This is a genomic window from Aridibaculum aurantiacum (assembly GCF_017355875.1).
Classification (GTDB): Bacteria; Bacteroidota; Bacteroidia; order Chitinophagales; family Chitinophagaceae; genus Segetibacter; species Segetibacter aurantiacus.
In genome coordinates, this window is record NZ_JAFEWC010000001.1 from 421,542 (window position 1) to 435,200 (window position 13,659).

Sequence of the window (13,659 nt, forward strand, 5' to 3'; positions counted from 1 at the left end):
AATTATTGTGTTGCGGAAAAAGTTGGGCATGGCCCAACACCGTTTGTAGCAGATAGAATGTGCAAATGTTTCTTGGGCGGAGCCCAAGCCTGTAAATTTTAATTCATCAAGGGTTGGGCTACGCCCAACAATAACACTTCATATGCTCTTTCTACAAACGGGTATGCGCTATGCGCATTTGGAGAGTTTCAAAATGAAACCAATTATTGTGTTGCGGAAAAAGTTGGGCATGGCCCAACACCGTTTGTAGCAGGTAGAATGTGCAAATGTTCCTTGGGCATAGCCCAAGCCTGTTAATGGGCATCTCAAATTAGATTGACTTGCTAAACCATTCCTTCGCATCACCCAATACTTTTCCTCCTATTCTCTATTTTTATTAAATGAAATACTTGCTAATCCTCGTATGCATTGCCACTGCAATGGCGTGCAGCAACACCAATAATCAATCATCGGCAGGAAACGAACTACCAGCGCTCCTTGAACGTTACTACCAGGAACGGCTGAAACTATTTCCTTTGGAAGCCACTCAAAATGGCGACAACCGCTACAACAACCGACTGAACATTGATTTTACCCAAAGCTTCCGCGACACGCTCCGCAACTTTTACAACAGCTACCTCCAGGAGGTTACCAAATTCAACCGGGAGGAGCTTAACAACAACGACCAACTGAGCTACGACATTTTCAAACGCGAGATGGAGATGAGCCTGGAAGGCCTGCAGCAACCTGATAACCGCATCCCATTCCAGCAGTTTTGGGGACTGCCACTCACCATGGGCCAGCTAGGCAGCGGCGATGGCAACCAGCCATTCAAAACCATACAAGACTATGACAACTGGCTGCAAAGAGCAAGTAAGTTTCCAGCATGGGCCGACAGTGCCATCGTCTATTTCAGGAAAGGTATAGCAGAAGGATTTGTACTACCGAAATCACTAGTGGTAAAAATGATCCCGCAGATGCGGTCGATGATAACCATCAACGACACCGCCAGTTTATTCTATGGACCTATCAGGAAGTTGCCTGCAAGCATCACCGGTGCAGATAAGGATAGGTTGGATAGCGCATATCGCCAGCTTATATCACAGCAGTTGGTGCCAGCATATACCAGGCTGGCTGATTTTCTGCAAAATGAATATTTGCCAAAAGCAAGAACTACTAGTGGCATCTCTGCTTTGCCCGGAGGAAAGGAATACTACAACTACCTGATCCGCTACTGGACCACCACCAACAAAACCCCTGATGAAATTTATAACACCGGCCTTGCAGAAGTGCAGCGTATCAGGCAGCAGATGGATAGCGTGAAGAATGCAGTTGGTTTCAAAGGAGATCTGAATGCTTTTTTTGAGTACATGCGTACCGACAAACAGTTCATGCCTTATAATAATGCGGAAGAGGTTCTGAGTGCTTTTCGTGCCATTCAAACCCGCATTGATCCTAACCTGCAGAAGATGTTTGGACGCACACCTAAAACACCTTTTGAGATCAGGCAGACTGAGGCGTTCAGAGCTGCCAGTGCAAGTGCTGAATATAACCAGGGATCTCCTGATGGAAGCCGCCCCGGCATTTTCTATGTGCCCATAGTAGATGCTAAAACTTACAACACCACCAGCGGCATGGAGAGCCTCTTTTTACATGAAGCTATTCCCGGGCATCACTACCAGATATCGCTGCAGCAGGAAAACGAGAGCCTGCCTAAGTTCAGGCGCTTTGCCTGGTATGGCGCCTACGGCGAAGGCTGGGCGCTCTACACCGAAAGCTTAGGAAAAGAATTGGGTTTATATACCGACCCTTACCAGTACATGGGTGCTCTGGGCGATGAAATACACCGGGCAATAAGACTGGTGGTGGACGTAGGCTTACACACCAAAGGCTGGACAAGAGAGCAAGCCATCAAATACATGATGGACAATGAAGCCATCAGTGAACAGGGCGCAACAGCAGAAATAGAAAGATATATGGCTATACCTGCACAGGCAATTAGTTATAAAATAGGTTCATTGAAGATTTGGGATTTAAGAAATAAGTATCAACAGCAACTGGGTCAGAAGTTCAATCTTTCAGCTTATCATGATGAATTACTCAAAGATGGTGTAATGCCACTGGACGTACTGGAAAGAAAAATGGATAGATGGGCAAATGTCAACAAGAAGTAGTTGCAGCAGCATTAGCTAAGTTTTAATAGCAGCTATTGTATGAACGGAAAAGCAGTTGGTGCTGCCGATCTATACATGTATTTACTTTTGCACATTATGAAACAACTCCTAAGCTTCAGAACTGCTGTCTACAGTACAGTGACCATCTTATCTCTTATCATTTTATTCCACATCCTGGTAATTACAGGTGTTATACCGTTTGGCATTGTGTGGGGAGGAAGGCTAACTAACCACCAACAGATGGTGCAGTTTGAAACAACTTCCATCCTCATCAACCTGGTGATGATTTCAATTGTGGCCACCAAAGCAGGATGGCTTATCAAGCAAATGAACGAGCGCATCATTAATATTTTGCTTTGGCTGATGGTTGGCTTGTTCACTCTGAATACCATTGGAAATATCTTCGCTGAAAATAAGATTGAGGCAATCATTTTTACACCAATGACATTTCTCCTCGCTATTTTCTGCATTAGGATGGCACTGGAAAAAAAATCTTGAAATAATGAGGCACTTGAAAGAGTGCCTTATTTATTTGTAAACTGGAGCAGACACATTTATACATAAGCGAAACTTGCTCTTCCTGCTCCTTTATTTCGAGTAACTAACTAATCTTTATCTTCCCTCATTCAACTAAAACATATGAAGAAATGGTTGTTATTGCTGCCTGCGAGCATTATTGCTTTGTTTGCTGTAGCGCAAGAAAAAAAAGATGATAAGAAGAAGTGGGATGTTGCCAACCCCGACGGTACTTTTAAAGAAGTTTCCTTCACGCTTGATGAAGGAACATGGATGAACCTTGATGTATCTCCTGACGGAAAAGATATCGTTTTCGATCTGCTGGGTGATATTTATACCATGCCTGTAGCTGGAGGCACAGCTCGTCCTTTGCGTACCGGTGTTCCTTTTGAAGTTCAGCCAAGGTACAGTCCTGATGGAAGCAAGATATTATTTACAAGTGATGCCGGAGGCGGTGATAACATCTGGATCATGAACCGCGATGGCAGCAATGCAAAGCAGGTGACAAAGGAAACTTTCCGACTGCTGAACAATGCTGCATGGACACCCGATGGACAATACATTGTAGCTCGTAAGCACTTTACTTCCACCCGCTCGTTAGGTGCCGGCGAAATCTGGATGTATCACACCAGTGGTGGTGGTGGTTTGCAGCTAACGCAAAAAAAGAACGACCAGCAGGATGTAAATGAACCTATCGTTTCACCCGATGGCCGCTATGTTTACTATAGCGAAGACATGTATCCCGGTGGCAATTTTCAATATAATAAAGACCCTAACAACCAGATATTCGCTGTACGCCGCTTTGATAGAGAAAAAGGAACAATAGAAACAGTAACAGGCGGACCAGGCGGCGCTGCTACTCCACGACTTTCAAGAGATGGTAAGCTGCTGGCTTTTGTTAAACGCGTACGCACCAAGTCGGTGCTATACCTGCGCGATGTGCAGACAGGTGAAGAGTGGCCGATCTACGACAGCTTATCAAAAGACCAGCAGGAAGCTTGGACCATCTTCGGCAGCTATCCCGGCTATGCATGGGCACCCGATAATCAATCGATCATTATCTGGGCTAATGGTAAGATCAACCGCGTGGATGTAAAGCAGCCAAAGCAAGCCACTGTTATTCCTTTTACTGTAAATGCTACTCACCGAATTTATGATGCGGTACGCACAAAGCAGGATCTAAATCCAGATACTTTTAGTCCTAACGTGCTTCGCCATGCTATCACATCACCTGATGGAAAGATGCTGGTGTTTAATGCTGTTGGTTATTTATGGAAAAAGCAACTGCCAAATGGCACACCGCAACGTATCACCAAAAGCAACCACTTTGAGTTTGAACCCTCTTTTTCTGCAGATGGAAAATGGCTGGTGTATGTTTCATGGAATGATGATGAAACGGGTGCTATTTATAAAGTTGATCCAAACCGCGGCAATCCTATTCGCCTGACAACAGACAAAGGCATTTATCGTGCGCCGTCTTTCTCGCCCGATGGTAATCTTATTGTTTTCAACCGGGAGAATGGCAATGAAGATATGGGGCATTCTTTTACTACCCAACCTGGTGTATACACGATTCCTGCAAACGGTGGTAAAGCAACATTTGTGAACTCCAAAGGAGAATATCCAACGTTCAATGCTAAAGGCGACCGCATTTACTACCGCACCGGTGGTTTGTTGTTTGGCGGTCCTGTTAAAAACCTTGGCAGTTACAACCTGAACGGTAATGAAGAACGTACACATATCAAGAGCACCTATGGCAGCAGGTTTATCCTTTCGCCAAATGAGCAGTGGGTAGCTTTTGTTGACCTGCACCAGGTATACGTTGCAGCTTTCCCGCAAACAGGTAGAACCATCGACCTCGGCAGCAGCACAGCTGATTTTCCTGTTAAGCTGGTAAGTAAAGATGCCGGCATCAACCTGCACTGGAGCGGCGATAGCAAGAAGTTGTATTACACCCTCGGAAACCAGTACTACACCATCAATCTTGAAGATCGTTTTGAATTCATTGCAGGTCGTCCGGACAGCGCATTTGTTATTCCTGAAAAAGGGGTAACTGTTGGTCTTTCAGTAAAAACCGATAAACCAACTGGCACCATCGCCTTCACCAATGCCCGTATCATTACCATGAAAGGCAATGAAGTTATAGAAGGAGGAACAGTGGTAGTAGAAGGCAACCTGATAAAAGCAATTGGAAAGAATGTAACTATTCCTGCTGGCGCAAAAATCATTGACGCAGCCGGCAAGACCATCATGCCGGGTATGGTAGATGCGCATGCGCATGGTGCACATTTCCGCTATGGACTTACACCAAAACAACACTGGCCTTACTATGCCAACCTTGCTTATGGTGTTACCACTATGCACGATCCATCAGCAAACAGCGAAATGGTTTTTGCGCAAAGTGAGCTGATAAAAGCAGGTGAAGTAGTAGGACCAAGAGTATTCTCTACAGGTACTATATTGTATGGTGCAGAAGGAGATTTTAAAGCAGTTATCAATACATTGGATGACGCACGAAGTGCATTACGCAGGTCTCGTGCTTACGGTGCATTTAGTGTGAAAAGCTACAACCAGCCTCGCCGCGATCAGCGCCAAATGATCATAAAAGCAGCGCGTGAATTGGGGATGGAAGTAGTGCCTGAAGGTGGTTCATTCTTCTTTCACAACATGAGCATGATCCTGGATGGTCATACTACCATTGAGCACAATATCCCGGTGGCGCCGTTGTATGCTGATGTTATCAACCTTTGGAAAAATTCCAAAACAGGGTATACGCCAACCCTCATTGTGAACTATGGTGGGTTGAACGGCGAATATTACTGGTACCAGAAAACCAATGTTTGGGAGAAAGAAAGACTTCTGCGTTTTACACCACGTAGTGTTATCGACACCCGTAGCCGCCACCGCACCATGGTTCCAGATGAAGAATACCAGAACGGCCACATCCTGATTTCGCAGAGCGCAAAGCGTTTGGCAGATGAAGGCGTGAAAGTAAACATGGGAGCACATGGTCAGCTGCAAGGACTGGGAGCACATTGGGAAACATGGATGCTAGGACAAGGCGGAATGAGCAACCACCAGGCACTGCGTTCAGCAACATTGAGTAGCGCAGAAAGCCTTGGTCTCGACAATTGGATCGGATCTTTGGAAGCAGGCAAATTTGCAGATCTTATAGTGATGGACAAGAACCCATTGGAAAACCTGCTGAATACTGAAAGCATCAGCCAAGTGATGGTGAATGGAAGACTGTACGATGCTGAAACCATGAATGAGATTGGAAATGCAAACAAGCCACGTCCAAAGTTCTGGTGGGAAAATAGCAGGACAGCAACCTTCTTCAACTGGCATGAACATGCTGAAGGACCTACAATGCATAAGTGTTGCGAAAGCCATTAAGGCTTTATAACATTGAATCATCAACATTAAGAGCGGCAATTATCATCTGCCGCTCTTTCTTTTTTTAGGAAAACCGCACTTTCTCTTTTCACAATTCAAAACCTGCCCATTACCTACTTTTGCCGCATGAGACGAAAAAAGGTGGTACTGCAGAATGTAGTGCTGGAAAAATATGCTGCAGAAGGGCAGTCGTTGGCGCGGGTAGATGGTAAGGTAATCTTTGTTGAGAACACTATTCCCGGTGACGAGGTGGATGTACTACTAAAAAAGAATAAGAAGGATTGGGGTGAAGGTGTTGCCCTTCAATTTCATAAATACAGCGACCTGCGGGTGAAGCCGTTTTGCCAACACTTTGGCGTATGTGGTGGCTGCCAATGGCAAATGCTGCCGTATGCAAAGCAACTGGAATACAAACAGCAGCAGGTAGTAGACAACCTGCAGCGCATTGCACGCATTCAGCTTCCTGAAATACAACCTATCATTGGTGCGCATGAAACACGTGAATATCGCAATAAGATGGAATACACTTTTGCTAATAAGCGTTACTTATTACCTGGTGAGCTAAATGATGCTTCCATATCAGGTGATGAGAATGTGGCTGGTTTTCATGCACGTGGATTTTTTGATAAAGTAGTTCCTATTGTTCAATGCCACTTACAAAGCGAACCTACCAACAGGCTGCGCAATGGTATTGCTGAATATGCCAAAGAACATGGACTTACACATTACGACATTCGCCAGCACCACGGATTTCTGCGCAACCTGCAGGTGCGCCTGGCTACCACAGGCGAACTGATGGTGAACCTTGTGGTAGGTTACGAGGATGAGGCTTTATTCCCGCTGCTCGAATGGATCAAGAATGGGTTCCCCGAGATCACGACTTTGTTGTATACCATTAACCCCAAAAAGAACGATAGCCTGTACGACCTGGAGCCACAGGTATACACCGGCAAAGGTTTCATTATCGAAAAGCTGGAAGATTATTCTTTTAAAATATCACCTAAATCATTTTTTCAAACCAATACACGGCAAGGGGAGAAACTGTACCAGGTTACCCGCGAATATGCTGAACTAGATGGCAGCCAGGTGGTGTACGACCTATACTGCGGTACAGGCAGCATTGGAATTTTTGTAAGTAAGCAGGCTAAAAAAATAGTAGGTGTAGAAGTGATAGAAGATGCCATTGCCGATGCTAAAGAAAATGCTGCTTTGAACGAGCTAACAGATGCATCTTTTTTTGCAGGTGATGTTATTGACATAGTGGATGAAGCCTTCTTTGAAGCGCACGGCAAACCAGATGTGGTTATCACTGACCCGCCTCGGGCTGGTATGCACGAAAAGCTGGTAAAGAAGTTGCTGGAAATAGCAGCGCCAACCATAGTTTATGTGAGTTGTAACCCTGCTACGCAGGCACGCGACCTTGCGTTACTCGATGAGAAATATGTGGTTACGAAGGTGCAGCCTGTAGATATGTTTCCGCATACCCTGCACATTGAGAACGTGGTGCAACTAAAACTTCGCTAACTTTTGGAGGCGTACATTTGTTACTGAAATAATTATGACCGAATTCAGACCCAGCCGGTTCGAGATATTGCCTATCGTTATCAAGAACCTGCTTATCATCAACTTACTTTTTTTCCTGGCAAAAAATAGCATTGGCAGTAGCGACCTCTTCAATATGGTGGATGTGCTGGCTTTGCATCATGTGAAATCGCCGCTGTTTCAGCCATGGCAGATCGTTACGCATATTTTCATGCATGCGGACTTCTTCCACCTGTTTTGGAATATGTTCATGCTTTGGATGTTTGGGTCGGTGCTGGAAAACCTGTGGGGACCGAAACGTTTTCTTACATTCTATTTTATCTGTGGCATTGGTGCAGGCTTGTTGCACCTTACCTTCTTGTGGTTCGACTTTAATGAGCTGCTAAACCAGTACATGCGGATAAAAGAAAACCCAAGCCCGGGTAAGATCAGCGCGTTTTTTAACGACTACAATCTTTTCCGTTTCTCTGGAAGTAGAGAAGTATTGAGTAATTATGTTTCCAATCCTTCGAACCCGCTTTACCTGCAGTCTGCGGTATCGTATGTAAATGAATATACCTATGCGCGCCTTAGTGTGCCTACAGTAGGAGCTAGCGGCGCTGTATCGGGTGTGATGGCTGCCTTTCTATTTTTGTTTCCCAACACATACCTATACCTATACTTCCTGTTTCCAATAAAAGTAAAATGGTTCGGACTTTTCTATTTTGGCCGCGAACTGGTGCTCGCCATTATGAACCAGGAAGGCGATAACATAGCACGGTGGGCGCATATAGGAGGTGGATTGGTAGGATTTTTATTGGTGCTTACCTGGAACAAGAAGAACAGGCGGAAATTTTACTAAATTAGAAGGATACTAAAACAGGATGCAATGAGTGTACTGGAGCAAGATAGCCGGAGAAAGACGCTGCTGGGAGAAGATGGAAATGCATTGACAATGCTGCTCATCTTCAATGCTATAATCTTTGTGGCTGTTGGTTTTGTCAAAGTATTGTACCTGCTAAACGATAGGGCTGAGGCCGACTTCTTGAAGGAGATCGTTTCATGGATAGCAGTTCCGGCTGCCGCCGATGTATTTGCATCTCGTCCGTGGACGCTGATCAGTTACATGTTTAGCCACGTTAGCCTATGGCATTTCATAAGCAATATGCTGTGGCTGTGGGGCTTTGGATTTATTTTGAACGATTTGGCTGGATCTAAAAAAGTAGTCCCGCTGTTTCTATACGGAGGCCTGGTTGGTTCTGTTGTTTTCATTCTTACTATTAATCTTATTCCTGCACTACGCGAAAGTGTGCAGGTAAAGTCAACGCTGCTGGGTGCAGGTCCGGCATTGATGGCCATAGCTATTGGCACCACTACTTTTTCTCCCCGCTACAAGATATTTCCAATGATCAATGGCGGAATTCCGCTTTGGATTTTTACTGCCATTTTTGTGGCAATACATCTTGCTACCATTGGTGCAGGTATTGGTGCTGCCGCTGCTTACGTGGCTGCCGGGGCAATGGGTTTTGTTTTTGTTCAACAGCTAAAGCAGGGCAATGACTGGGGGCAATGGATGAGCGATTTCGTGAACTGGCTCAACGATCTTTTCAACCCCGAGAAAAAGCATTCGCCAAAAACAATGAAGCACCAACTGTTTTACAAAGCAGACCAGAAACCTTTTGAGAGAACACCACATATAACCCAGCAGCGGGTTGATGAGCTGCTTGATAAGATCCACCAGAAAGGGTATTTTTCTTTAACAGACGAAGAGAAAGATTTTTTGAAGAAAGCGGCAAAAGAGGAACTATAGCTGATGCGGAAATTCTTTTACTTACTACTTGTAGCTACTACAGGGCTACTCGCCATAGTATATTTTGTAAGTTGTCTTACTCCCTACATTTCTCCTGTGCAACTCTGGCCGCTGGCTTTTCTTGCTTTGGGTTTTCCATACCTGGCGCTGGCTGTCTTGGTGTATATTATTCTTTGGTTGTTGGTAAAAAAGAAAGTGGCGCTGTATCTTCTTATCCTGTTGCTGCTTGGCTTTAGTAATATTACCTCAACCATTGGGTTCAATATATTTTCGACAGAAGCACCTGGAAGAGAAGCGACATTACGGGTGCTTGCATGGAATGTTCGCAATTTTGATAATCCTGCCAACCATGCTGATTCTGCTAATTCTGTACGCCGTAGAATGTTCAGGTATATTCAGCAGGTAAATGCCGATGTATTGCTACTGCAGGAAATGACTGAATACGTTGGACCATCTTTTTTGTCAAATAATATAACCCTGCGCCAACTTGGTTATAAATATTATTACAAGCCCAAAGAGATAGATAATGTGCATCCCTATGGAACACTGCAGCAAGGCAATGCTATTTTTTCAAAATACCCATTGATCGATACCGGCAGCATGGTTTTGAACGATCCTTCGTACCCGCAGAAGATACTTTATGCAGATATACAATTTGAGGGTAAACCAGTCCGATTGATCACCACTCACTTTAGGTCGTTTCATTTATTTGCAAAAAAGAAACATGATCCGCCTGTGCCGTTTCATAATGATACCGGCTTTATAAATAATTCCTCCAATTTTCAAAAGCTGAAAGTGATACAGCAGGATCATGCAGAACAAGCTGCGGCTACAAGAAAATATATAGAAGCCAGCCCTTATCCTGTGGTATTTGCAGCCGATATGAATTCTGTGCCTGCATCTTATGCTTACCATAAAACGCGGGGTAATATGCGTGATGCTTTCTTATCAAAATCATGGGGCTTGGGTGGCAGTATGGATAGTATGCCTAAAACATTGCGTATAGATCATATACTGGTAAATAAGGAAATTGATATCATGTACTATAAACAACAAAGGCTTTCGCTTTCTGATCATTACCCGCATTTCGCTGATCTTAAGTGGAAACGTTAAGGTGAAGGCGTGAAAAAGCTACTGCTAACGAAATCAATATATTTACAACATGGCAGCAAGGGCATTAAGGAAGATCATCCGCAATCTTATTATCGTTATCAACAGCGTGGTTGCTTTGCTGTTTCTTGTTGGATGTCTTGTACCTTATCTTAATCCTGCTACATGGTGGTTCATGGGGTTCTTCGGGTTAATGCTGCCTTACCTTGCCATTATCCTGCTATTCTTCATCTTTTTCTGGTTAGTAGTTAGGCCTAAATATTTTTGGATACCTCTAGTTACACTTCTTATAGGCTATAAGCAGTTGAGCGTATTGTTTGCCGTAAATAAACATGAAACCTTTAGCGACAAAAAAGATAGTGCACGCATCAGGGTGATCAACTGGAACATCAGGAGCCTGGAGGGGCTGAGCAACAAAGCCGACATTAAGAAGATCGATCGGGCCACTATACCTTCTGTTATCATTGATCAGAATGCAGATATCGTTTGCCTGCAGGAGTTCAATACTTCTTCTATCCAGGATAATATTGCGCCCATAGCTGCTAAATTTCCCTATTATTTTTTTTCTAAGGATTTTACGCGGTCCTCACCACAAGGTTATAAGGCAGGTAGTATTATCTTTTCTAAATACCCTATTGTTGATTCTGGAAAAGTAAGATACCCGGGTGAACAGGGCGAAAGCCTCATATATGCAGATGTTTTAAAAGCGGGTAAAATTCTAAGAGTGTTCACTACCCACCTTCAATCATTTCGTTTTAAAAGAGAAGATTATGAAGGCATGAAGAAGGTGGCAAAAAATGAAGATCCGGCGGCGTCGAAAACCATTTTTCAAAAAATGAAAACGGCCTTTACTATACGCGGCGAACAGGCTCGTATAGTTCGAGATGCATTGGATAATTCACCGCACCCTTCCATCATTACTGGCGACTTCAATGACGTGCCTAATAGTTATACTTATTTTCATATCCGCGGCGACTGGCAGGATGTATTTCTTGCATCATCGCTTGGTATTGGCCGCACCTACCTTGCACTTGCGCCCACTCTTCGTATTGATTATATTCTTCCAGACAAGAACTTTAATATCCACCAGTTTGATATGATGGATGAAGGATTGAGCGATCATCTTATGCTGGTGACAGACGTAAGTTTGAAGCAGTAGGGGAAGGTCATGCTGGATGCTGATGCTGGATGGATGATTGAGAAGCGAGAGGCGTTAGATGTTAGGTGATAGAGAGACCGATGCTGGAGGGTTTATACGGGATGCTGGATCTTTAAACCAGGCAGACCAACAGTTGGGCAGCGCCTAACTCCGTTTGTAGAAAATGAACATGTTTAATACATTTTTTGGGCGTAGCCCAAACCTGACATAATCATCCAACACTTTATTTGATTTGGGCTATGCCGAACTCAAAATCATTCGATGGAAAGGAATTAGGTGGTTTTAGTAGCTTCACATAATTGGCCTTACATTTTGCTTTGACATTCTCCATTTTACCTTTTTCGTTCGGCTTTTTAGTTTTTGAATTCTGCCTTCTGATTTCCAACTTACATTTGTAGCCATTTTCCACTTATGAGCCAACTGAAAGTTTATAATTCGCTGAGCCGACAGAAAGAAGTTTTTGAACCAATAATTCCCGGTCATGTGGGCATGTATGTGTGCGGTCCAACCGTAAGTGGCGAAAGTCACCTTGGGCATGCTCGTCCTTATATAACTTTTGATGTAATATACAGGTACCTGCAATACCTGGGTTATAAAGTACGCTATGTGCGCAATGTAACTGATGCAGGACATTTTGAAGAGGAAGGCAGAGAGGCTGAAGATAAGATCAGTAAAAAGGCTGTGCTGGAGAAGTTGGAACCGATGGAACTGGTGCAGAAGTATACCAATCTTTTTCATTGGGCCATGCGCCAGTTCAACAATTTGGAACCAACTATAGAGCCTACCGCTACAGGCCATATTGTAGAGCAAATTGTGATGATCGAAAAGATCATTGAAGATGGATATGCTTATGTAGCCAATGGCAGTGTATATTTTGATGTAGATAAATACCATTTAGATTTTTCTAAAAAGGGATTGCCTTATGGCATGCTTAGCGGCCGCATATTGGATGAGCAGATAGACAGCGTACGGGAACTGGATAACCAGGATGAAAAGCGCAATCGTTCAGATTTTGCGCTTTGGAAAAATGCCCCTCCTGAACACATTATGCGGTGGAAGAGCCCATGGGGTGAAGGTTTTCCCGGTTGGCATATTGAGTGCTCTGCAATGAGTTCAAAATACCTGGGAGAGCAGTTTGATATACATGGCGGAGGTATGGATCTGCAGTTTCCGCACCACGAATGCGAAATAGCACAAAGCACCGTATGCAATCATGTAACGCCCGTAAAGTACTGGCTGCATAACAACATGATCACCATCAACGGTAAGAAGATGGGAAAAAGCTACAACAACGTAATCAAGCTGACCGAAATGTTCAGCGGGTCGCACCCTATACTGCAGCAGGCTTATAGCCCTATGACCATACGTTTTTCCATTTTGCAAACCCATTACCGCAGCGCACTCGACTTTAGCAATGAGGCTTTGCAAGCTGCTGAAAAAGGATTGAAGCGGTTGTGGGAAGCTTATGAAGCTTTGCAAAAAATGAAGCTGGGCGAAGTGGAGTTTGATTTCAGTAAGATCAACCAGGAATTGGAAGAAAATGTACTGGAGCGCCTTGATGAGTTGGATGAATTCATGAACGACGACTTCAACACTGCCAAGGTTCTTGCCAGTATGTTTGAAATAGTGCCGGTCATTAATTCTATAAAAGATAAACATATAGAAGCAGCTTCTCTTTCTAAAGAAACGCTTACTCTGCTACAGCATAAGCTAAAGGTTTTCGTAGAAGATATCTTCGGACTTCGCTCCGAACTGGAAGGCGACCAGTCAAAACTTGATGGTGTGATCCAGGTGCTGATAGAGCTTCGCAAGCAGGCCAAAGCAAAAAAGGATTATGCTACATCAGATAGCATCCGCAACCAATTGCTGCAACTGGGTATAGCATTAAAAGATGAGAAGGATGGAAACATCTCGTACTCGTTCCTGTAGATAGCTAAGGGAACGCTGATGCCGCGGATGGTGGTGATGAGTTATAGTTTTCAGGCAGGGAACGC

General features: G+C 44.1%; 9 protein-coding genes. All 9 read left to right on the forward strand.

All coding sequences use genetic code 11. The annotated features are described in order from the left end of the window. Positions 1-380: 380 nt before the first annotated feature. Positions 381-2,153 carry a DUF885 domain-containing protein gene (locus J4N22_RS01800; protein WP_207491997.1) on the forward strand — a complete coding sequence of 591 codons (1,773 nt, stop codon included), beginning with the start codon at positions 381-383 and terminating at the stop codon, positions 2,151-2,153. A 96-nt stretch (positions 2,154-2,249) separates the two neighbouring features. After that, positions 2,250-2,651: a hypothetical protein gene (locus J4N22_RS01805; protein WP_207491998.1), complete on the forward strand. Its 402-nt coding sequence runs from the start codon at positions 2,250-2,252 to the stop codon at positions 2,649-2,651. A 141-nt stretch (positions 2,652-2,792) separates the two neighbouring features. Further along, positions 2,793-6,065: an amidohydrolase family protein gene (locus J4N22_RS01810; RefSeq protein ID WP_207491999.1), complete on the forward strand. Its 3,273-nt coding sequence runs from the start codon at positions 2,793-2,795 to the stop codon at positions 6,063-6,065. Positions 6,066-6,191: 126 nt separating this feature from the next. Then, complete coding sequence (gene rlmD, locus J4N22_RS01815; RefSeq protein ID WP_207492000.1) at positions 6,192-7,589, forward strand: 23S rRNA (uracil(1939)-C(5))-methyltransferase RlmD; 1,398 nt, start codon at positions 6,192-6,194, stop codon at positions 7,587-7,589. 34 nt (positions 7,590-7,623) lie between these two features. Then, positions 7,624-8,448 (forward strand): rhomboid family intramembrane serine protease, encoded by an 825-nt coding sequence (locus tag J4N22_RS01820; RefSeq protein WP_207492001.1) that lies wholly within the window; start codon positions 7,624-7,626, stop codon positions 8,446-8,448. A gap of 27 nt (positions 8,449-8,475) precedes the next feature. Continuing rightward, the gene (locus tag J4N22_RS01825) at positions 8,476-9,396 is read left to right on the forward strand and encodes a rhomboid family intramembrane serine protease (protein ID WP_207492002.1); all 921 of its coding nucleotides are present in this window, start codon (positions 8,476-8,478) and stop codon (positions 9,394-9,396) included. A 3-nt stretch (positions 9,397-9,399) separates the two neighbouring features. After that, complete coding sequence (locus J4N22_RS01830) at positions 9,400-10,509, forward strand: endonuclease/exonuclease/phosphatase family protein (protein ID WP_207492003.1); 1,110 nt, start codon at positions 9,400-9,402, stop codon at positions 10,507-10,509. A 49-nt stretch (positions 10,510-10,558) separates the two neighbouring features. Next, on the forward strand, positions 10,559-11,665 hold the full coding sequence (locus tag J4N22_RS01835) for an endonuclease/exonuclease/phosphatase family protein (protein WP_207492004.1): 1,107 nt from the start codon (positions 10,559-10,561) through the stop codon (positions 11,663-11,665). Positions 11,666-12,076: 411 nt separating this feature from the next. Beyond that, on the forward strand, positions 12,077-13,594 hold the full coding sequence (gene cysS / locus J4N22_RS01840) for a cysteine--tRNA ligase (protein WP_207492005.1): 1,518 nt from the start codon (positions 12,077-12,079) through the stop codon (positions 13,592-13,594). The last annotated feature ends 65 nt before the right edge of the window (positions 13,595-13,659 follow it).